This is a genomic window from Citrobacter sp. Ce129, from assembly GCF_030334545.1.
GTDB lineage: Bacteria > Pseudomonadota > Gammaproteobacteria > Enterobacterales > Enterobacteriaceae > Citrobacter > Citrobacter europaeus.
In genome coordinates this window covers 141,713-163,778 of record NZ_JAOWDS010000060.1, presented here as the reverse complement: position 1 = coordinate 163,778, position 22,066 = coordinate 141,713, and the positions used below count along the sequence as shown (strand labels likewise).

Annotated in this window: 21 protein-coding genes and 2 tRNA genes; 22 read left to right on the top strand and 1 reads right to left on the bottom strand. The window is 53.0% G+C overall.

Features of this window, described 5'->3' with window-relative positions; translation table 11 throughout:
• Position 1 precedes the first annotated feature (1 nt).
• Positions 2-77: transfer RNA gene (locus OGV77_RS11935), tRNA-Gly, on the top strand.
• Positions 78-232: 155 nt separating this feature from the next.
• Positions 233-308, top strand: a tRNA-Gly gene (locus OGV77_RS11930).
• A 270-nt stretch (positions 309-578) separates the two neighbouring features.
• Here the strand turns inward: OGV77_RS11930 and queG are convergent.
• Positions 579-1,718: a tRNA epoxyqueuosine(34) reductase QueG gene (queG, locus tag OGV77_RS11925; RefSeq protein ID WP_087051740.1), complete on the bottom strand. Its 1,140-nt coding sequence runs from the start codon at positions 1,716-1,718 to the stop codon at positions 579-581.
• Between queG and nnr the strand changes: the two genes are divergently transcribed.
• From nnr to OGV77_RS11825, 20 genes are all read left to right on the top strand, one after another.
• Positions 1,717-3,264, top strand: coding sequence for a bifunctional ADP-dependent NAD(P)H-hydrate dehydratase/NAD(P)H-hydrate epimerase (gene nnr, locus OGV77_RS11920; protein WP_087051741.1), 1,548 nt, complete (start codon positions 1,717-1,719; stop codon positions 3,262-3,264). The genes queG and nnr overlap by 2 nt on opposite strands.
• Entirely contained in the window at positions 3,236-3,697 is a 462-nt protein-coding gene (gene tsaE, locus OGV77_RS11915) for a tRNA (adenosine(37)-N6)-threonylcarbamoyltransferase complex ATPase subunit type 1 TsaE (protein WP_008786002.1), read from the top strand. Before nnr ends, tsaE begins: the two co-directional genes overlap by 29 nt.
• Positions 3,698-3,713: 16 nt before the next feature.
• Positions 3,714-5,045, top strand: coding sequence for an N-acetylmuramoyl-L-alanine amidase AmiB (gene amiB, locus OGV77_RS11910; RefSeq protein WP_047406733.1), 1,332 nt, complete (start codon positions 3,714-3,716; stop codon positions 5,043-5,045).
• A gap of 9 nt (positions 5,046-5,054) precedes the next feature.
• Positions 5,055-6,923 carry a DNA mismatch repair endonuclease MutL gene (gene mutL / locus OGV77_RS11905; RefSeq protein WP_043018170.1) on the top strand — a complete coding sequence of 623 codons (1,869 nt, stop codon included), beginning with the start codon at positions 5,055-5,057 and terminating at the stop codon, positions 6,921-6,923.
• A complete protein-coding gene (gene miaA, locus OGV77_RS11900; protein ID WP_043018171.1) occupies positions 6,916-7,866 on the top strand; it encodes a tRNA (adenosine(37)-N6)-dimethylallyltransferase MiaA in 951 nt (316 codons plus the stop codon). Before mutL ends, miaA begins: the two co-directional genes overlap by 8 nt.
• 84 nt (positions 7,867-7,950) lie before the next feature.
• Entirely contained in the window at positions 7,951-8,259 is a 309-nt protein-coding gene (gene hfq / locus OGV77_RS11895; protein WP_003025584.1) for an RNA chaperone Hfq, read from the top strand.
• Between the two features lie 74 nt (positions 8,260-8,333).
• Entirely contained in the window at positions 8,334-9,614 is a 1,281-nt protein-coding gene (hflX, locus tag OGV77_RS11890) for a ribosome rescue GTPase HflX (RefSeq protein ID WP_003025589.1), read from the top strand.
• A 187-nt stretch (positions 9,615-9,801) separates the two neighbouring features.
• Complete coding sequence (gene hflK / locus OGV77_RS11885; protein ID WP_043018172.1) at positions 9,802-11,055, top strand: FtsH protease activity modulator HflK; 1,254 nt, start codon at positions 9,802-9,804, stop codon at positions 11,053-11,055.
• A 2-nt stretch (positions 11,056-11,057) separates the two neighbouring features.
• A complete protein-coding gene (gene hflC, locus OGV77_RS11880; protein WP_003830491.1) occupies positions 11,058-12,062 on the top strand; it encodes a protease modulator HflC in 1,005 nt (334 codons plus the stop codon).
• 82 nt (positions 12,063-12,144) lie between these two features.
• Positions 12,145-12,342: a DUF2065 domain-containing protein gene (locus tag OGV77_RS11875; protein WP_043018173.1), complete on the top strand. Its 198-nt coding sequence runs from the start codon at positions 12,145-12,147 to the stop codon at positions 12,340-12,342.
• Between the two features lie 102 nt (positions 12,343-12,444).
• The gene (purA, locus tag OGV77_RS11870; protein WP_043018174.1) at positions 12,445-13,743 is read left to right on the top strand and encodes an adenylosuccinate synthase; all 1,299 of its coding nucleotides are present in this window, start codon (positions 12,445-12,447) and stop codon (positions 13,741-13,743) included.
• A 216-nt stretch (positions 13,744-13,959) separates the two neighbouring features.
• The gene (gene nsrR / locus OGV77_RS11865) at positions 13,960-14,385 is read left to right on the top strand and encodes a nitric oxide-sensing transcriptional repressor NsrR (RefSeq protein ID WP_003025609.1); all 426 of its coding nucleotides are present in this window, start codon (positions 13,960-13,962) and stop codon (positions 14,383-14,385) included.
• A gap of 154 nt (positions 14,386-14,539) precedes the next feature.
• Positions 14,540-17,002, top strand: a complete 2,463-nt coding sequence (gene rnr / locus OGV77_RS11860) for a ribonuclease R (protein ID WP_047406723.1) — start codon at positions 14,540-14,542, stop codon at positions 17,000-17,002.
• 70 nt (positions 17,003-17,072) lie between these two features.
• Complete coding sequence (gene rlmB, locus OGV77_RS11855; protein WP_003830482.1) at positions 17,073-17,804, top strand: 23S rRNA (guanosine(2251)-2'-O)-methyltransferase RlmB; 732 nt, start codon at positions 17,073-17,075, stop codon at positions 17,802-17,804.
• Between the two features lie 124 nt (positions 17,805-17,928).
• On the top strand, positions 17,929-18,333 hold the full coding sequence (locus OGV77_RS11850; protein ID WP_043018176.1) for a YjfI family protein: 405 nt from the start codon (positions 17,929-17,931) through the stop codon (positions 18,331-18,333).
• 15 nt (positions 18,334-18,348) lie between these two features.
• Positions 18,349-19,047, top strand: coding sequence for a PspA/IM30 family protein (locus OGV77_RS11845; RefSeq protein ID WP_043018177.1), 699 nt, complete (start codon positions 18,349-18,351; stop codon positions 19,045-19,047).
• Positions 19,048-19,104: 57 nt separating this feature from the next.
• Positions 19,105-19,764 (top strand): YjfK family protein, encoded by a 660-nt coding sequence (locus OGV77_RS11840; RefSeq protein WP_407183046.1) that lies wholly within the window; start codon positions 19,105-19,107, stop codon positions 19,762-19,764.
• 19 nt (positions 19,765-19,783) lie between these two features.
• The gene (locus OGV77_RS11835; protein ID WP_003830474.1) at positions 19,784-20,182 is read left to right on the top strand and encodes a DUF350 domain-containing protein; all 399 of its coding nucleotides are present in this window, start codon (positions 19,784-19,786) and stop codon (positions 20,180-20,182) included.
• A 9-nt stretch (positions 20,183-20,191) separates the two neighbouring features.
• Positions 20,192-20,833: a DUF1190 domain-containing protein gene (locus tag OGV77_RS11830; RefSeq protein WP_043018179.1), complete on the top strand. Its 642-nt coding sequence runs from the start codon at positions 20,192-20,194 to the stop codon at positions 20,831-20,833.
• A 2-nt stretch (positions 20,834-20,835) separates the two neighbouring features.
• Positions 20,836-22,002, top strand: a complete 1,167-nt coding sequence (locus OGV77_RS11825; RefSeq protein ID WP_286502668.1) for a glutathionylspermidine synthase family protein — start codon at positions 20,836-20,838, stop codon at positions 22,000-22,002.
• Positions 22,003-22,066: the final 64 nt, after the last annotated feature.

Genomic DNA, 22,066 nt, shown 5'->3' with positions numbered 1-22,066 from the left:
TGCGGGAATAGCTCAGTTGGTAGAGCACGACCTTGCCAAGGTCGGGGTCGCGAGTTCGAGTCTCGTTTCCCGCTCCAAAATTTGAAAGTGCTTGTTAAGCACAGACCACCAATCGCAGGATTTCGAATTGCGACAAGGCGGCAACTGAATGAGACTCAGGAGCTTACTGAAGTAAGTGACTCAGGCGAATGAAGGCAGCCAACGCAGTAGCGGTTCGAAAGACGAAGATTATGCGGGAATAGCTCAGTTGGTAGAGCACGACCTTGCCAAGGTCGGGGTCGCGAGTTCGAGTCTCGTTTCCCGCTCCAAATTCTTACCTCGATAAAAAATATCCACAACGAATAATCGCGTTGGGGACGTTTTGTTTTGTCATTGACATACTCTTGTAAACAGACTTATCCACAGGTTCGGGTATTATTCCTGGAATGCAAAAAACTTCGATGGGTGAATAGTATCATTTTAACTGCTTGAAATTATTGGTTTAATTATCATTTCAAATTGTTAATGCGATCACTTGACGATTTTTTCCCTCTTGAATATCAATGTGTTTTTATTTTTATACACAAGCTGTGGATGACTTAAGCGTCGCGCGGCAGACCCTTTTCAATGACCCTGACCAAACGTTGTTTCTTCGGTAACTGCACCTCAACTACGCAGGCATTTCGCTTCTCGATTTGCTGAGCAACCGCCCAGTCTATGTGTTCGTCGAGAAGTGTGTACTCACCTCTGCGACTTTCCAGCGCGTGAATAACAGCGTCATCCCAGGGGGCATTACCCAACGCAACGGCGATATTTCGCAGCCAACGCAGGTGGCCAATACGACGAATGGCAGACCCCTCTGTGACTTTTAAAAACCACGCTTCGCTCCAGCTAAACAGCTCTATTAACTCTGGAGCATGAAGCTGCTTGCGCGGGCTGAAGTCATCCTCTGCCGTCAACTGCGAATAGCGATTCCACGGGCAAATAAGCTGGCAATCATCGCAGCCGTAAATTCGATTCCCCATCAAGGGACGAAATTCTTCCGGGATCGCGCCTTCCAGTTCGATCGTGAGATAAGAGATACAGCGGCGCGCATCCACCGTGTAGGGTTCAACGATGGCCCCGGTGGGACAGATGGTCATGCAGGCGACGCATTTCCCGCATCCTTCTTCTACTGATTGGTCGACCGGCAAGGGTAAATCGATCAGTAATTCCCCGAGGAAGAAAAATGATCCGGCTTCACGATTGAGGATAAGTGAGTGCTTACCTGTCCAGCCAAGCCCGGCTTTTTCCGCTAACGGGCGCTCAAGAATGGGCGCAGAATCGACAAAAGGTCTAAAATTCAGCGAAACGCAGTGCTGTTGAATCATCTCCCCCAGCTTTTTTAAGCGGTTACGCAGCAGCTTGTGATAGTCGCGGCCAAGCGCATAACGGCTGACGTAACCCAGCGAAGGGTTTTTCAATGTGCTGGCAAAGGCCGCTTTGGCAGGAAGATAGTTCATACGTACGCTGATGACTCGTAGCGTACCAGGCAATAATTCGTGAGGTCGGGCGCGCATCATGCCGTGACGGGCCATCCAGTCCATCTCGCCGTGATAGTGTTTATCCAGCCAGGCCTGCAGTTTGGGTTCCGCTTCGCTGAGGTCGGTATCGGCAATACCGACCTGCTGAAAGCCAAGCTCCAGCCCCCACTGCTTAATATTTTGCGCTAACTGATTGAGATCGAGGGGCTCTGACATGACGGACCATACAATGAAGAAAAACCCCGCAAGTATACCACACTCCATCTGGCACGCCGATGACATCAGGCGGATGGAGCGAGAGGCGGCAGACAGTTTAGGGCTGACGTTGTACGAACTGATGCAACGGGCGGGAGAGGCGGCGTTTCAGGTCACCCGCGAGGCATATCCGAACGCCCGACACTGGCTGGTGTTGTGTGGTCATGGCAACAACGGCGGAGATGGATACGTAGTGGCAAGGCTTGCCAAAGCGCAGGGTCTTGATGTTACGTTGCTGGCGCAGGAGAGCGATAAACCGCTCCCCGGGGAAGCGCAGCAGGCCCACGACGCCTGGCTTAACGCCGGTGGTGTCATTCATGCTGTAGATATCAACTGGCCAGATAGCGTGGACGTCATTATTGATGCGCTGTCAGGCACTGGCTTAAAACATGCGCCGCGAGAGTCCCTTTCGGCAGTGATCGAGCGTGCCAACAGCCATCCTGCTCCTGTTGTGGCGATAGACATTCCATCCGGTCTGCTGGCGCAAACAGGGGCGACGCTGGGAGCGGTCATCAACGCTGCGCACACCGTCACCTTTATTGCGCTCAAGCCAGGTCTGCTAACGGGTAAAGCGCGCGATGTCACCGGATGCCTGCATGTTAACGCACTCGGGCTGGATGACTGGCTGGCGGGGCAGAACGCGCCGCTGCAGCGTTTTGATGCTCAACAGCTTGCGCACTGGCTAACGCCGCGTCGACCCACCTCGCACAAAGGCTCCCACGGTCGGCTGGTGATTATCGGCGGTGACCACGGTACGGCAGGCGCAATACGCATGGCCGGTGAAGCGGCGCTGCGTGCAGGAGCCGGGCTGGTCAAAGTGCTGACCCGCAGTGAAAACATTGCGCCTATTCTGACTGCCAGGCCGGAACTGATGGTTGATGCGCTGACGCCGCAGACGCTGGAAGAGAGCCTGGCATGGGCGGATGTTGTGGTGATAGGGCCTGGGCTTGGTCAGCAGGAGTGGGGTAAAAAAGCGCTGCAAAAGGTCGAGAATTTTCGCAAACCGATGCTCTGGGATGCGGATGCGTTGAACCTGCTGGCAATCAATCCCGATAAACGTCACAATCGCGTGATCACGCCGCATCCGGGTGAAGCCGCGCGACTGCTGGGCTGTTCCATTGCAGAAATTGAAGACGATCGCTTACTTTGTGCACAACGTCTGGTAAAACGGTACGGAGGCGTCGTAGTGCTGAAAGGCGCGGGTACGGTTGTTGCCGCTGAACAGGCTGAGTTGGGTATTATTGATACCGGCAATGCAGGAATGGCCAGCGGCGGAATGGGTGATGTGCTTTCCGGTATTATTGGCGCATTGCTCGGACAGAAGCTTACCCCGTATGATGCAGCATGTGCGGGATGTGTTGCGCACGGTGCGGCGGCGGATGTACTGGCGGCGCGTTTTGGTACGCGCGGCATGCTGGCGACAGATCTCTTTACCACGCTACAGCGTATTGTTAACCCTGATGTGATTGACGTTTATCATGATGAATCGAGTAATTCCACTACCTGATGAGCAGGCGACTTTAGACCTGGGACTGCGGGTAGCCAAAGCCTGTGATGGCGCGACGGTAATTTATTTGTACGGCGACCTGGGGGCGGGTAAAACCACTTTCAGCCGGGGATTCCTGCAAGCGTTAGGTCATAAAGGTAATGTAAAAAGCCCCACCTACACGCTGGTTGAACCCTATTCGCTCGATAACTTGATGGTATATCACTTCGATCTGTACCGACTTGCGGACCCGGAGGAGCTGGAGTTTATGGGGATCCGCGATTATTTTGCCAATGATGCCATCTGCCTGGTGGAATGGCCGCAACAAGGTAAAGGTGTACTGCCAGACCCGGACGTCGAAATACACATTGAATACCAGGCGCAAGGTCGAGAGGCGCGCGTAAGCGCAGTCTCCTCATCGGGTGATTTATTGCTGGCGCGTTTAGCCGATTAACCTTAAGGGTGGCGGGATGATTTATCGCATCAGAAACTGGCTGATGGCAACCCTGGTCCTGCTGTGCGCGCAGGCAGGGGCTGCCAGCCTCTCCGATCTTCAGGTATCTAATGGCGATCAACAGGCGCGGATTACGCTGAGCTTTATTGGCGATCCTGAATACGCCGTTTCGCAGGACGGGAAACGAACCGTCGCGCTGGATATTAAACAAACCGGTGTGATTCAGGGATTACCGCTGCTGTTTAGCGGCAATAATCTGGTGAAATCTATCCGTTCCGGCACGCCAAAGGATGCGCAGTCTCTGCGCCTGGTGGTGGATTTAACCGAGAATGGCAAAGCCGATGCCGTAAAACGCCAGAACGGCGGCAATTATACCGTCGTGTTTACCATCAAGGCCGATGCGCCACCGCCGCCGCCTCCACCGCCAGTGGTTGCGAAACGTGTTGAGGCGCCGGTTATCGCCACGCGTCCTGCCGAGCCTGCGCGTAACCCGTTTAAAGCGGAAAACGATCGCACTACCGTGGTGACCAACAGTAATACCTCCACACGACCTGCGGCGCGCGCCAGCACAGGTAGCGGCGAAAAAGTGGTAATCGCTATTGATGCCGGTCACGGTGGACAGGATCCTGGCGCTATTGGTCCTGGCGGCACGCGTGAGAAAAACGTCACGATTGCCGTGGCGCGCAAACTGCGCAGTTTGCTCAATGATGATCCGATGTTTAAAGGCGTACTCACCCGTGATGGTGATTACTTTATCTCGGTGATGGGGCGTTCAGACGTCGCGCGTAAACAAAACGCTAATTTCCTGGTCTCTATTCATGCGGATGCCGCGCCAAACCGGGATGCCACAGGCGCTTCCGTCTGGGTATTGTCAAACCGTCGGGCAAACAGTGAGATGGCCGGCTGGCTGGAACAGCACGAGAAGCAATCGGAGCTGTTGGGCGGGGCGGGCGATGTGCTGGCAAACAGTCAGTCCGATCCTTATCTCAGCCAGGCTGTGCTGGATCTGCAGTTCGGTCATTCGCAACGCGTCGGGTATGATGTGGCGACCAGCATGATCGGCCAGTTAGAACGTATTGGCTCGATGCATAAGCGTCGCCCCGAACACGCCAGCCTTGGGGTATTACGTTCGCCTGATATTCCGTCAGTACTGGTCGAAACCGGTTTTATCAGTAACAACAGCGAAGAGCGTCTGTTGGCGAGTGATGACTACCAGCAGCAACTGGCCGAGGCAATTTACAAAGGATTGCGTAACTATTTCCAGGCGCACCCGATGCAAAGCGGGCCGCAGGGCGCACCGGCGCAAACCGCCAGTGCGGTATCACCTGGAAACACGTTAACAAATTAAGGATTAGCCATGCCGATTCAGGTTCTACCGCCACAGTTGGCGAACCAGATTGCCGCAGGCGAGGTGGTAGAACGGCCTGCGTCAGTGGTGAAAGAGCTGGTGGAAAACAGTATCGATGCCGGTGCGACGCGCATTGATATTGATATTGAGCGCGGCGGCGCGAAGCTTATCCGTATTCGTGACAACGGTTGCGGGATTAAAAAAGACGAGCTGGCGCTGGCTCTGGCGCGTCATGCCACCAGTAAAATTTCTTCGCTTGACGATCTTGAGGCTATCGTAAGCCTCGGGTTTCGCGGCGAAGCGCTGGCCAGTATCAGCTCCGTTTCTCGTTTAACCCTGACGTCACGGACGCAAGAACAACCCGAAGCCTGGCAAGCCTATGCCGAAGGGCGCGACATGGATGTGACGGTCAAACCTGCCGCGCATCCGGTGGGAACCACGCTGGAGGTGTTAGATCTGTTCTACAACACCCCGGCACGGCGCAAGTTTATGCGCACCGAGAAAACCGAATTTAATCATATCGATGAGATTATCCGCCGCATCGCGCTGGCGCGTTTTGATGTGACGATTAATTTGTCCCACAACGGCAAAGCGGTGCGCCAGTATCGCGCAGTGGCTGCGGATGGGCAGAAAGAGCGCCGACTGGGCGCGATTTGCGGTACGCCGTTTCTGGAACATGCGCTGGCGATTGAATGGCAGCATGGCGATTTAACGCTGCGCGGCTGGGTGGCCGATCCTAATCATACGACGGCGGCGCTGGCGGAAATCCAGTATTGCTATGTGAATGGTCGAATGATGCGCGACCGCCTGATCAACCATGCTATCCGTCAGGCCTGTGAAGATAAGCTGGGGGCCGATCAGCAGCCCGCTTTTGTGCTGTATCTGGAAATCGACCCACATCAGGTGGATGTTAACGTACATCCCGCCAAACATGAGGTCCGTTTTCATCAATCTCGCCTGGTGCACGATTTTATTTACCAGGGCGTGTTGAGCGTCCTACAGCAGCAGCTTGAAACGCCGCTGTCGTTGGCTGACGACGACGAGCCCGCCCCAAGGCACATCCCGGAAAACCGCGTTGCTGCCGGACGTAACCATTTTGCCGATCCGGCTCCCGCGCGTGAACCTGCGACACCGCGGTACTCAGCATCCGCTGGCGCTGGAAGCGGCAGCAGTGGTGGGCGTCAGGCGGGGGCCGGTTGGCCTCATGCCCAACCTGGATATCAAAAGCAGCAGGGTGAGATTTATCAGCAACTGCTGCAGACGCCGGTTCCGCCGCGTAAAACGCCGGCCACTGAAACGCCATCGGCACCTCTGAGTGGCAACGGCCAGGGCTTTGGGCGAGTGTTAACGATTGTCGGTACGGACTGCGCGTTGCTTGAGTGCGATGGCCAGATTCGGTTGCTGGCATTACCAGTGGCGGAACGTTGGCTACGTCAGGCGCAGTTAACGCCGGGCGAGGGAGGCGTTTGCGCCCAGCCGTTGCTGATTCCTTTACGTCTAAAAGTGACCGCTGATGAAAAAGCGGCCCTGCAAAAAGGGCAGAGCCAACTGGCTGAATTGGGCATTGAATTTCAACTGGATGCGCAGCATGTGACCATCCGGGCGGTGCCTTTACCCTTACGCCAACAAAATTTACAAATCTTGATTCCTGAACTGATAGGCTACCTGGCGCAGCAGTCCGTATTCGAACCGGGCAATATTGCACAGTGGATTGCACGTAACCTGATTAGCGAGCATCCGCAGTGGAGCATGGCTCAGGCGATTACGCTGTTAGCGGATGTTGAGCGGCTCTGCCCACAACTCGTGAAGGCACCGCCGGGTGGTCTGTTACAATCTGTTGATTTACATTCGGTAATGAATGCCCTGAAACATGAGTGATACCCGTAAGGCGAGCCTGCCAAAGGCGATTTTTTTGATGGGGCCAACGGCCTCCGGTAAAACGGCTCTCGCAATTGAATTGCGTAAAGTTTTGCCCATAGAGTTGATAAGCGTTGATTCCGCCCTTATTTACAAGGGGATGGATATCGGTACTGCCAAGCCTGATGCAGATGAATTACAGGCCGCGCCGCACCGATTGCTGGATATCCGCGATCCGTCGCAAGCGTACTCCGCCGCTGATTTTCGCCGCGATGCGTTAGCCGAGATGGCCGATATCACCGCTGCGGGGCGTATCCCGCTGCTGGTGGGCGGCACAATGTTATATTTCAAAGCCTTGCTTGAAGGGCTGTCGCCGTTACCGTCGGCGGACCCGCAAGTCAGGGCCAGAATTGAGCAGCAGGCGGCAGAGCTCGGGTGGGACGCGTTACACCGACAGCTTCAGGAAATCGATCCGGTGGCTGCGGCGCGTATTCATCCAAATGATCCGCAAAGACTTTCCCGGGCACTGGAAGTTTTTTTCATTTCGGGTAAAACTTTAACGGAGCTGACGCAAACGTCAGGAGATGCTTTGCCGTATCAGGTGCATCAGTTTGCAATCGCCCCGGCGAGCCGTGAACTGCTCCATCAGCGAATTGAGCAGCGTTTTCATCAGATGTTGGCTTCAGGTTTTGAAGCAGAAGTCCGGGCGCTTTTTGCCCGTGGAGATTTGCATACGGATTTGCCTTCCATTCGTTGTGTAGGGTATCGCCAGATGTGGTCATACATTGAAGGCGAAATTTCATACGATGAAATGGTTTATAGAGGTGTTTGCGCCACGAGGCAGTTGGCGAAGCGACAGGTAACCTGGTTGCGTGGTTGGGAAGGGGTGCACTGGCTTGACAGTGAAAAGCCTGACCAGGCGCGAAACGAAGTATTACAGGTTGTTGGTGCTATCGCGAACTGAATGTGTACAATTGAAACGTATCGTGCGCAATTTTTCAGAATCGAAAGGTTCAAAGTACAAATAAGCATATAAGGAAAAGAGAGAATGGCTAAGGGGCAATCTTTACAAGATCCGTTCCTGAACGCACTGCGTCGGGAACGTGTTCCAGTTTCTATTTATTTGGTGAATGGTATTAAGCTGCAAGGTCAAATCGAGTCTTTTGATCAGTTCGTGATCCTGTTGAAAAACACGGTCAGCCAGATGGTTTATAAGCACGCGATTTCTACTGTTGTCCCGTCTCGCCCGGTTTCTCATCACAGCAATAATGCCACCGGCGGCACTGGCAGCAACTACCATCACGGTAGCAACGCGCAAGGTTCATCTGCGCAACAGGACAGCGAAGAAACCGAATAAGGTTGTTAGCTGTTTTACCCACGGGGAGCCAGCGATCCTGCGTTCCCCGTTGATATATATTAAGGGGTTGACGCTTGTTTGACCGTTATGATGCCGGTGAGCAGGCGGTACTGGTACACATCTATTTTTCGCAAGACAAAGATATGGAAGACCTCCAGGAGTTTGAATCTCTGGTTTCTTCCGCCGGTGTCGAAGCAATGCAGGTGATTACCGGGAGCCGTAAAGCACCGCACCCGAAGTATTTTGTTGGTGAAGGTAAGGCAATCGAAATTGCCGAAGCCGTAAAAGCGACTGGCGCTGCGGTGGTGATTTTTGATCATGCTCTAAGCCCCGCCCAGGAACGTAACCTGGAACAATTATGCCAGTGTCTTGTTATCGACAGGACCGGTCTTATTTTAGATATTTTTGCCCAGCGTGCGCGCACCCATGAGGGTAAATTGCAGGTTGAGCTGGCGCAGTTGCGCCATATGGCTACGCGTCTGGTCCGTGGCTGGACCCACCTTGAAAGGCAAAAGGGCGGGATTGGTTTGCGCGGTCCGGGTGAAACCCAGCTCGAAACCGACCGTCGTTTGCTGCGTAATCGCATTTTGCAAATACAGTCGCGCCTGGAAAAAGTTGAAAAGCAACGTGAGCAGGGGCGGCAGTCGCGCAAGAAAGCGGATGTCCCAACCGTATCACTGGTGGGATATACCAACGCCGGAAAATCCACCCTGTTCAACCAGATCACCGAAGCCCGGGTTTACGCAGCGGACCAGCTGTTTGCGACCCTGGATCCAACGCTGCGCCGCATAGACGTAGCGGACGTTGGTGAAACCGTGCTGGCGGATACCGTAGGGTTTATCCGCCATTTGCCGCACGACCTGGTGGCGGCATTTAAAGCCACCCTGCAGGAAACACGTCAGGCGACATTGCTGCTGCACGTTATTGATGCTGCAGATTTTCGTGTGCAGGAAAACATCGAGGCCGTCGACACGGTGCTCGAAGAGATCGATGCACACGAGATCCCGACCCTGCTGGTGATGAATAAAATCGATATGCTGGATGATTTTGAACCGCGTATTGACAGAGATGAAGAGAATAAACCCATTCGCGTTTGGGTTTCAGCGCAAACGGGTATTGGCATACCACAGCTTTTTCAGGCTTTGACAGAGCGTCTTTCCGGTGAGGTTGCGCAGCATACGTTGCGTTTGCCGCCGCAGGAAGGGCGTCTGAGAAGCCGGTTTTACCAACTTCAGGCAATAGAAAAAGAGTGGATGGAGGAAGACGGTAGCGTAGGTCTGCAAGTACGTATGCCGATCGTAGACTGGCGTCGCCTCTGTAAACAAGAACCGGCACTGGAAGACTATGTTGTCTGACCTGACGGATATGGCCTGAAGATTTTTTCGCCTCTATTCCTTGTGGTTTTGTGCGGCAGGAAGGCGGCAAGTTCTGAAATATCCCGAAGCATAGTCAACTATGTGACGGGGGTGAGGAACGTAGCCAACGCATCTGCAGCGCAAAAGACGCAGGTATAGCATCGCATAACAAATATGGAGCACAAACATGGCGTGGAATCAGCCCGGTAATAACGGACAAGACCGCGACCCGTGGGGAAGCAGCAAACCTGGCGGCAACCCTGAGGGAAATGGAAACAAAGGCGGTCGCGATCAGGGACCTCCCGATCTGGATGATATTTTCCGTAAACTGAGTAAAAAACTCGGTGGTCTGGGTGGCGGTAAAGGTACGGGTTCCGGCGGCGGTAGTTCATCGCAAGGTCCGCGTCCGCAACTGGGTGGTCGAGTCTTTACTATCGCAGCGGCAGCTATTGTCATTATCTGGGCGGCCAGCGGTTTCTACACCATTAAAGAAGCGGAACGCGGCGTGGTGACACGCTTCGGTAAATTCAGCCATTTGGTTGAACCGGGTCTGAACTGGAAACCGACCTTTATCGACGAAGTGACTCCGGTCAACGTGGAAGCCGTGCGTGAACTTGCCGCATCCGGCGTCATGCTGACCTCTGACGAAAACGTCGTGCGCGTTGAAATGAACGTGCAGTACCGCGTGACCGATCCGCAGCGTTACCTGTTTAGCGTAACCAGCGCGGATGACAGTCTGCGTCAGGCTACCGACAGCGCCCTGCGCGGGGTTATCGGTAAATACACCATGGACCGTATCCTGACCGAAGGGCGTACCGTTATTCGTAGCGATACCCAGCGTGAACTGGAAGAAACGATCCGCCCGTACAACATGGGGATCACTCTGCTGGACGTCAACTTCCAGGCAGCACGTCCGCCGGAAGAAGTAAAAGCCGCGTTTGACGATGCCATTGCCGCACGTGAAAACGAGCAGCAGTACATCCGTGAAGCAGAAGCGTACACCAACGAAGTTCAGCCGCGTGCTAACGGTCAGGCGCAGCGTATTCTGGAAGAAGCGCGCGCTTACAAAACGCAAACCATCCTGGAAGCTCAGGGTGAAGTGGCTCGCTTCGCAAAAATTCTGCCGGAATATAAAGCCGCACCGCAAATTACTCGCGAGCGTCTGTATATCGAAACCATGGAAAAAGTGCTGAGCAATACCCGCAAAGTCCTGGTTAACGATAAGGGTAGCAATCTGATGGTTCTGCCGCTGGATCAAATGCTGAAAGGCGGTAGTGCGCCAGCAGCCAAGAGCGACAGCAGTTCAAACCTGCTGCGTCTGCCGCCAGCAACGACTTCCGGCTCTGGAGCAAGCAACACTTCGTCCACCAGTCAGGGCGATATTATGGACCAACGCCGCGCGAACGCGCAGCGTAACGACTACCAGCGTCAGGGGGAATAACGATGCGTAAGTCAGTTATTGCGATTATCATCATCGTTCTGGTAGTTCTGTTCATGTCCGTCTTTGTGGTCAAAGAAGGCGAGCGCGGGATTACTCTGCGCTTTGGTAAAGTTCTGCGTGACGATGAAAACAAGCCGCTGGTCGTTGCACCAGGCCTGCACTTCAAGATTCCGTTTATTGAATCTGTGAAGATGCTGGATGCGCGTATTCAGACCATGGACAACCAGGCCGATCGCTTTGTTACCAAAGAGAAGAAAGACCTGATCGTTGACTCCTACATTAAGTGGCGCATCAGTGACTTTAGCCGTTACTACCTGGCAACGGGCGGTGGCGATGTTTCTCAGGCTGAAGTCCTGCTGAAACGTAAGTTCTCTGACCGTCTGCGTTCTGAAATTGGTCGTTTGGACGTCAAAGACATCGTTACCGACTCCCGCGGTCGTCTGACCCTGGAAGTGCGTGACGCGCTGAACTCCGGTTCTGCTGGCACGGAAGATGAAGTCGCGACGCCGGCGGCAGATAGCGCGATTGCCGAAGCGGCTGAGCGTGTTCAGGCTGAAACGAACGGTAAAGTACCGGTCATCAACCCGAACAGTATGGCGGCATTGGGCATCGAAGTGGTTGACGTGCGTATTAAGCAAATCAACCTGCCTGCTGAAGTATCTGAGGCTATCTACAACCGTATGCGCGCTGAGCGTGAAGCGGTAGCGCGTCGCCATCGTTCACAAGGTCAGGAAGAAGCGGAAAAACTGCGTGCAACGGCGGACTATGAAGTGACTAAAACGCTGGCAGAATCTGAGCGTCAAGGCCGCATCATGCGCGGTGAAGGCGATGCGGAAGCGGCTAAACTGTTTGCCGATGCGTTCAGTCAGGATCCTGACTTCTACGCCTTCATCCGTAGCCTGCGTGCTTACGAGAAGAGCTTCGAAGGCAACCAGGACGTGATGGTCATGAGCCCGGACAGCGATTTCTTCCGCTACATGAAGACACCGAATACCGCAACACGCTAAGAGCAGTCCAGCGGTTTTAAAGCAGCAAAACCACCGGCATCTCCAGGGATGCGGTGGTTTTCTTTTTATTTAAGGGCGATGGATGAATTCAACAATTTTGCTGGCGCTTGCGCTGGTTTTGGTCCTTGAAGGCCTGGGGCCGATGCTTTATCCCAATGCGTGGAAGAAAATGATCTCCGCGATGGCCCAGCTTCCAGAAAATACTTTGCGTCGTTTTGGTGGAGGTCTTGTGGTTGCGGGCGTTGTGGTCTACTACATGTTGAGGAAAACGATTGGCTGATCAATAAGTAGCCTATTTTGCGGATTTTCGCATGCAAAAAGTGCTGTATATCTGAAAAAGCGGTGGTAGAATCCATTTTTAAGCAAACGGTGATTTTGAAAAATGGGTAACAACGTCGTCGTACTGGGCACCCAATGGGGTGACGAAGGTAAAGGGAAGATTGTTGATCTTCTGACTGAACGGGCTAAATATGTTGTGCGCTACCAGGGTGGACACAACGCAGGCCATACTCTCGTAATCAACGGTGAAAAAACCGTCCTCCATCTTATTCCATCAGGTATTCTTCGCGAGAATGTCATCAGCATCATCGGTAACGGTGTTGTACTGTCTCCGTCCGCGCTGATGAAAGAAATGAAAGGACTGGAAGATCGTGGTATCCCGGTTCGCGAGCGCCTGCTGTTGTCTGAAGCTTGTCCGCTGATCCTTGATTATCACGTTGCGTTAGATAACGCTCGTGAGAAAGCGCGTGGCGAGAAAGCGATCGGTACTACCGGTCGTGGTATCGGTCCGGCTTATGAAGACAAAGTAGCTCGTCGCGGTCTGCGCGTTGGCGATCTGTTTGATAAAGCAACCTTCGCTGAAAAACTGAAAGAAGTGATGGAATATCACAACTTCCAGCTGGTGAATTTCTATAAAGTTGAAGCAGTTGACTACCAGAAAGTGCTGGATGATGTAATGGCGATTGCCGACATCCTGACCGCTATGGTTGTTGATGTTTCCGATCTGCTGGACCAGGCGCGTAAGCGTGGCGATTTCGTCATGTTCGAAGGCGCGCAGGGTACCCTGCTGGATATCGACCATGGTACCTATCCGTACGTAACGTCTTCCAACACCACCGCGGGTGGCGTGGCGACCGGCTCCGGCCTGGGCCCGCGTTATGTGGACTACGTTCTGGGTATCATCAAAGCTTACTCTACTCGTGTCGGTGCGGGTCCATTCCCGACTGAGCTGTTTGATGACGTTGGCGAGTTCCTGTGCAAACAAGGTAACGAGTATGGCGCGACCACCGGTCGTCGTCGTCGTACCGGTTGGCTGGACTCCGTGGCCGTACGCCGTGCAGTACAGATTAACTCCCTGTCTGGCTTCTGCCTGACCAAACTGGACGTACTGGACGGTTTGAAAGAGGTGAAAATCTGTGTCGCTTACCGTATGCCGGATGGCCGTGAAGTAACGACTACTCCGCTGGCAGCTGACGACTGGAAAGGTATCGAGCCGATTTACGAAACCATGCCGGGCTGGTCTGAATCTACCTTCGGCGTGAAGGAGCGTAGCGGTCTGCCGCAGGCAGCACTGAACTACATCAAGCGTATTGAAGAACTGACCGGTGTGCCGATTGATATTATCTCAACTGGCCCAGACCGTACTGAAACCATGATCCTGCGCGACCCGTTCGACGCATAATTCTGGTTATAGCGTAGCGTCAAACGGCGCTGCGCTTGCACTAATTTAGGCCGGATGAGGCGTTTTGCATCAGAATCCGGCTTAAAATCACGTAAGTTCCTCGCTTTTTTCCTTCCCGAACTGAAATAAATTAGCGACCTGGCTGGTGGCTGGTTTATCATCAATGTAATTAATACCACCAGGTTTATCCGTTTTATCCCTTTTCCTGAGGTTGATGTGCAGTTAACAAGTTTCACCGATTACGGATTACGTGCGCTAATCTACATGGCGTCACTTCCCGAAGGACGTATGACCAGTATTTCTGAGGTGACAGAAGTCTACGGCGTGTCCCGTAATCATATGGTCAAAATAATCAATCAACTTAGCCGGGCGGGCTTTGTTACTGCTATTCGAGGAAAAAATGGCGGTATCCGCCTGGGTAAACCCGCTAAGGATATTGGTATTGGTGATGTGGTTCGCGAGCTGGAACCCTTATCGTTGGTCAACTGTAGCAGCGAGTTTTGCCACATTACCCCGGCCTGTCGACTCAAACAGGCGCTTTCTAAAGCAGTGCAAAGTTTTCTCACGGAACTGGACAACTACACACTTGCTGATTTGGTTGAAGAGAATCAACCGCTTTATAAATTATTGCTGGTGGAGTAATGAAGTCCAAAGTATTTCGCGTCGCATCGCGGCGGCAACTGAGCGACCCCAGGAGCTTACAAAAGTAAGTGACTGAGGGGAGCAAAGGCAGCCAACAAAGAGGCGTCGTGAAAGACGAAGGAATTCCATCAGAGATGACAATGGAGGAACCTCGATGTCACAAGATCCTTTCCAGGAACGCGAAGCTGAAAAATACGCGAACCCTATCCCGAGCCGGGAATTTATCCTCGAACATTTAACTAAACGTGAAAAACCGGCCAACCGCGATGAGCTGGCCGCTGAACTCAACATTGAAGGTGAAGAACAGCAAGAAGCGCTGCGTCGCCGTCTGCGCGCGATGGAGCGTGACGGACAACTGGTCTTCACCCGTCGTCAGTGCTACGCGCTGCCGGAACGTCTCGACCTGCTGAAAGGTACCGTTATTGGCCACCGTGATGGCTACGGCTTTCTGCGCGTTGAAGGGCGCAAAGATGACCTGTACCTGTCCAGTGAGCAGATGAAAACCTGCATACATGGCGATCAGGTGCTGGCGCAGCCGTTGGGCGCGGACCGTAAAGGTCGTCGCGAAGCGCGTATTGTGCGCGTACTGGTGCCGAAAACCAGCCAGATTGTGGGTCGCTACTTCACCGACGCTGGCGTCGGGTTTGTCGTTCCTGACGACAGCCGCCTGAGTTTCGATATCCTGATCCCACCTGAAGAAGTGATGGGCGCTCGCATGGGCTTTGTGGTCGTGGTTGAGCTGACCCAGCGTCCGACTCGTCGCACCAAAGCGGTGGGTAAAATTGTTGAAGTGCTGGGCGACAACATGGGAACCAGCATGGCCGTGGATATGGCACTGCGTACCCATGAAATCCCGTATATCTGGCCTCAGGCGGTTGAAAAGCAGGTCGCCGGGCTGAAAGAAGAAGTGCCGGAAGAGGCGAAAGTCGGGCGTGTCGATCTGCGCTCCCTGCCGCTGGTTACTATCGATGGCGAAGATGCGCGTGACTTTGACGATGCGGTCTACTGCGAGAAGAAACGCGGCGGCGGCTGGCGTTTATGGGTAGCGATTGCTGACGTAAGCTATTACGTTCGTCCGCCGACTCCGCTGGATCAGGAAGCGCGTAGCCGTGGCACATCTGTTTATTTCCCGTCGCAGGTTGTTCCAATGCTGCCGGAAGTGCTGTCTAACGGATTGTGTTCGCTCAACCCGCAGGTGGACAGGTTGTGTATGGTCTGTGAAATGACCATTTCGTCGAAAGGCCGCTTAACCGGCTTTAAATTCTACGAAGCGGTAATGAGCTCCCATGCGCGTCTGACTTACACCAAAGTCTGGCATATGCTGCAAGGCGATCAGGAGCTGCGTGAACAGTACGCGCCGTTGGTTAAACACATTGAAGAGCTGCATAACCTCTACAAAGTACTGGATAAAGCCCGTGAAGAGCGCGGCGGTATCTCGTTTGAGAGTGAGGAAGCGAAGTTTATCTTCAATGCTGAACGCCGTATTGAGCGTATCGAGCAGACGCAGCGTAACGACGCGCACAAGCTGATTGAAGAGTGCATGATCATGGCGAACATCTCCGCGGCGCGATTCGTTGAGAAAGCCAAGGAGCCGGCGCTGTTCCGTATTCATGATAAGCCGACGACCGAAGCGATTAACTCGTTCCGTTCGGTGCTGGCGGAACTGGGACTGGAGCTGCCTGGCGGCAATAAACCTGAACCGCGTGATTATGCTGAACTGCTTGAGTCGATTGCTGACCGCCCTGACGCTGAAATGCTGCAGACTATGCTGCTGCGTTCGATGAAGCAGGCTATTTACGATCCGGAAAACCGCGGGCACTTTGGTCTGGCGCTGCAATCTTATGCGCACTTTACCTCACCAATCCGTCGTTATCCGGACCTCTCCTTGCACCGGGCGATTAAGTATCTGCTGGCGCAGGAGCAGGGCCATAAAGGTAACACCACGGAAACCGGTGGCTACCATTATTCGATGGAAGAGATGCTGCAACTGGGTCAGCACTGTTCGATGGCCGAGCGCCGTGCGGACGAAGCGACGCGCGACGTTTCTGATTGGCTGAAGTGCGACTTCATGCTGGATCAGGTAGGGAATGTCTTCAAAGGCGTGATCGCCAGCGTGACCGGGTTTGGCTTCTTTGTCCGTCTTGATGAGCTGTTTATCGACGGTCTGGTGCATGTCTCCTCGCTGGATAACGACTACTATCGTTTTGACCAGGTTGGGCAGCGACTGACGGGGGAATCCAGCGGTCAAATGTATCGCCTGGGCGATCGCGTGGAAGTTCGCGTGGAAGCGGTTAACATGGACGAGCGTAAAATCGACTTCAGTTTGATCTCCAGCGAACGTGCGCCGCGCAATGAAGGTAAAACCGCGCGCGAAAAAGCGAAAAAAGGCGATGCAGGTAAAAATACCGGTAAACGTCGTCAGATGGGCAAAAAGGTGAATTTCGAGCCGGACAGCGCTTTCCGCGGCGAGAAGAAAGGCAGAGCCAAACCTCAGTCGGAGAAGAATGCGACTGAGAAGAAAGGCGACAAAAAAGCGAAAAAGCCATCGGCTAAAACGCTTAAAATCGCTGCCGCCACCAAAGCTAAACGTGCGGCGAAAAAGAAAATCGCACAGTAACAGCCATAAACAGTAAACCGGGCAACTTCGCGTTGCCCGCGTTACGCATAAACTATTAACGAGTACATTCATGAGTGAAATGATTTACGGCATCCATGCGGTGCAGGCTCTGCTGGAACGTGCGCCTGAGCGCTTCCAGGACGTCTTTATTCTCAAAGGTCGTGAAGATAAACGCCTGCTGCCGCTGATCCACGCACTGGAAGCACAGGGTGTTGTCATTCAGTTGGCTAATCGCCAGTTCCTGGATGAGAAAAGCGAGGGTGCGGTACATCAGGGAATTATTGCTCGCGTGAAGCCGGGTCGTCAGTATCAGGAAAACGATCTGCCGGATCTGATTGCTACGCTCGATCAACCCTTCTTTTTGATCCTTGATGGCGTCACCGATCCACATAACCTGGGGGCGTGCCTGCGTAGCGCAGATGCTGCCGGCGTACATGCTGTTATCGTACCGAAGGATCGTTCTGCACAGTTGAATGCGACGGCGAAAAAAGTGGCCTGCGGCGCGGCAGAAAGCGTACCGCTGATCCGTGTGACCAACCTGGCGCGCACTATGCGTATGCTGCAGGAAGAGAATATTTGGATCGTCGGAACCGCAGGTGAAGCCGACCATACTCTCTACCAGAGCAAAATGACCGGGCGTCTGGCGCTGGTGATGGGCGCGGAGGGTGAAGGTATGCGCCGTCTGACCCGTGAACACTGTGACGAACTGATCAGCATCCCGATGGCAGGTAGCGTTTCGTCGCTGAACGTTTCGGTTGCAACGGGCATCTGCCTGTTTGAAGCAGTCCGCCAGCGCGGCTAAACTTACTTTTCAGACAAAGCCACTCGGATTCGGGTGGCTTTTTTTTATTTTAAACGAGTATGATAAAGGCTAGAAAATGATATTCATTTTATTTATTACTAATTAAATTATATATGGATAATATATGGCATGGACACCGCAGTTACTTGCTGAAGCACTACAAACTCGCCCTGAATTAAATATAGATATTGAATATGATGAGCAATCATTAATCGTTAAAATGAATGATTATGGCGATTTACCGCTCAATATTGTGTTTACTTCTCGCCAGATTATTATTGAAACAGTTATTTGTCCTGTTAGTAGTATTCATCAGCAGGATGAATTTAATATTTTCTTATTACGTAATCAGAAACTCCTTCCACTCTCTTCCGTAGGGATTTCCCGCGTTCAGCAGGATGAATATTACGTCGCATTTGGGGCTCTTTCGCTTAATTCATCGTTGAATGATGTGCTGCTCGAGATGACGACGCTTGCGGATAACGCGTTGGATCTGGCTGAAATCACAGAAGAATACACTCACGAATAACAAGGAACGCTATTTATGGGAATTTTAAAAAGCCTGTTTACCCTCGGCAAGTCCGTACTTTCTCAGGCGGAAGAGTCAATTGAAGAAGCGCAGGGGGTCCGCATGCTGGAACAGCATATCCGTGATGCGAAAGGTGAGCTGGATAAAGCTGGAAAATCACGAGTAGACCTGCTGGCGCGCGTGAAGCTGAGCCATGACAAGTTGAGCGATCTGCGCGAGCGTAAATCCAGTCTGGAAACACGAGTGCTGGAAGCGCTGAGTAAAAACGCTAACCCGTCACTGATCAACGAAGTTGCAGAGGAAATTGCCCGCCTGGAGAATGTCATTGCTGCAGAAGAGCAAGTACTCGCTAACCTTGAAGTGTCGCGGGATGGCGTTGAAAAAGCGGTGAGTGCAACCGCACAACGGATTGCACAGTTTGAACAGCAGCTTGAGGTGGTAAAGGCGACGGAAGCGATGCAGCGCGCCCAGCAGGCAGTGACCACCTCGACCGTCGGCGCGTCTTCCAGCGTGTCTACAGCCGCAGAGTCGCTCAAGCGTTTGCAAACGCGACAGGCAGAGCGTCAGGCCCGTCTGGATGCTGCTGCACAGCTGGAAAAGGTTGCGGATGGGCGTGACCTGGATGAGAAGCTGGCTGAAGCCGGCATTGGGGCGAGCAATAAAAGTTCGGCTCAGGATGTTCTGGCACGACTGCAGCGTCAACAAGGCGAGTAAACGTCGGCAAAATGCGTCAGCCTCGAAAGAAGGTTGGCTGGTCATAAAGGGAAAATGATGATGAGTTTTTTCCAGCGTTTATTTGGTAAAGCCGCTGCTGTTGCGCCGGCTCGCGGGCCGTTGGGGTTACATCTGAATGCCGGATTTACGCTTAACACGCTGGCATTTCGTCTGCTTGAAGAGTCTCTATTAATCGAATTACCCGGTGAGGAGTACACCGTTGCAGCCGCCAGCCACATTGATTTAGGCGGCGGAGGCCAGATTTTTCGCTACTACACGTCCGGAGAAGAGTTTCTGCAAATCAATACCACGGGCGGCTCAGACATTGATGATATCGATGATATCAAATTCTTTGTTTATGCGGAAAGTTACGGGATTTCGCAGAAAAAACACTGGCAGTCTGCCATTAGCCCTTCTGCAATAGGGACCCCGGCGCTGAGCTGGCAGGAAGAGCGTTGGCAGCGCTTTTTTAACGAGGAAGAACCCGGGAACATTGAGCCGGTTTATATGCTGGAAAAAGTAGAAAATCATCAGCATGCCACATGGGATGTACATAATTTTACCATGGGCTTTCAGCGACAGGTTACAGAGGATACATGGGAATACCTGCTGTTGAACGGCGAAGAGTCGTTTAATGAGCAGGGAGAGCCAGAGTGGGTATTCTCACGGGCGCTGGGTGTAGATATTCCATTAACATCACTTAATGTAATTGGTTAATTTCAGGGAAGGTTACACAATGCACATACTGGATTCATTACTGGCTTTTTGTGCCTATTTTTTTATTGGCGCGGCCATGGTGATCGTTTTTCTGTTTATCTACTCAAAAATCACCCCGCACAACGAATGGCAACTGATTAAAAATAATAATACGGCAGCGTCACTGGCCTTTAGCGGCACGTTGCTGGGCTACGTTATTCCATTATCCAGCGCGGCAATTAACGCCGTCAGCATCCCGGATTATTTCGCCTGGGGCGGCATCGCGCTGGTGATACAACTCGTCATTTACGGCGGTGTGCGTTTATACATGCCGGCACTGAGTGAAAAAATTATTAATCATAATACTGCAGCGGGATTATTTATGGGGACTGCTGCCCTGGCGGGGGGCATTTTTAACGCCGCCTGCATGACATGGTAATGGACGATCATGGCAAGAAAACGTAAATCTGGAAACAAAAACAGGGTGCCAGGGCATTCTGCCATCACGCGAATTGGACGCCCGGCGAACCCCTTTGCAAAAAAACGCAGCCGATACAGCGGAAAATACCTGACGCTGGCCATTATGGGCGGAGCGGCATTTTTTGTCCTCAAAGGATGTGCTGATGACGGCAATACCGATAACGATGGTGACGGTACTTTTTACTCGGCGGTGAGTGAATGCATTGACGATGGCAATAGCGCCACCGTTTGTGCCGATGGCTGGAACAATGCGAAAACAGAGTTCTACTCCAGCCTGCCAAAGCAAATGAACAAGCAGAGCTGTCAGACGCAGTTTGGCGACTGCTATCTCGATAGCACCGATCAAAGCTGGGTGCCGGTATTCACCGGTTTTTTACTCAGCCGCGTCATTCGTAAAGATCGCGACGAACAGTATGTTTACAGCAGCGGTGGTTCTTCCTATGTTTCGCGCCCGGTCTGGCGTACGACTTCCGGGGATTACAGCTGGCGTTCCGGTAGTGGAAAAAATGATACCGCAACCAGCCATAGCTATACGACGAAGAAAGTCTCGACGGTTTCACGCGGCGGCTACGGACGTTCGTCCAGCGCACGTGGGCACTGGGGAGGTTAACGATGCTGCGACATGATGTCCCTGTTCGCCCCGATCTGGACAGGATCGCCTACGATCACGGCTTCGATTTTCATATTATCGATAACGAAATTTACTGGGATGAGAGTCGGGCATACCGCTTCACGCTCCGGCAAGTGGAAGAGCAGATCGAAAAACCTACTGCGGAACTGCACCAGATGTGTCTGGATGTCGTCGAACGGGCAGTTAACGACGAACTGATTATGCAGCAACTGGCGATCCCACCGCTGTACTGGGACGTTATTGCCGAAAGCTGGCGCCATCGCGATCCCTCCCTGTACGGCCGCATGGATTTTGTCTGGTGCGGAAATAACGCCCCGGTCAAGCTGCTGGAGTACAACGCGGATACGCCAACGTCGCTCTATGAGTCAGCCTATTTCCAGTGGTTATGGCTGGAAGATGCGCGTCGCAGTGGGGTGATACCACGCGACGCCGACCAGTACAACGCCATTCAGGAGCGGCTGATCTCCCGTTTTGCTGAGCTTTATAGTCCGGATCCCTTCTATTTCTGCTGCTGCGAAGATACCGATGAAGATCGTACCACGGTGTTGTATTTGCAGGACTGTGCGCAGCAGGCCGGGCAAGAATCACGGTTTATTTACGTGGAGGATCTGGGGCTTGGCATTGGCGGCGTTCTCACTGACATTGACGATAACGTCATTCGTCGCGCCTTTAAGCTCTATCCCCTGGAGTGGATGATGCGAGATGAGAATGGCCCCTTGCTGCGCCATCGCCGCGAACAGTGGGTTGAGCCGTTGTGGAAGAGCGTACTCAGCAATAAAGGGTTGATGCCTTTACTGTGGCGATTTTTTCCTAACCATCCCAATCTGCTGCCCGCCTGGTTTGACGGTGAAACGCCACAAGTTGCGGCTGGGGAAAGCTATGTACGCAAACCGATATTTTCCCGCGAGGGGGGAAACGTCACCATTTTTGATGGTCAGCAGCAGATTGTGGAGCATGCTGAGGGTGACTACGCCGAAGAACCGATGATCTATCAGACATTTCAGCCGTTACCGCGCTTTGGCGACAGCTACACGCTGATCGGCAGTTGGATCGTGGATGATGAAGCCTGTGGTATGGGGATCCGCGAGGATAATACCTTGATCACTAAAGATACTTCTCGTTTTATTCCTCACTATATTGCGGGCTAACCGTACTTTTGTGATCTTCCTCCGTCGCGAATAATGTGGTTCTGGCCATACTTAAGGCGACGGC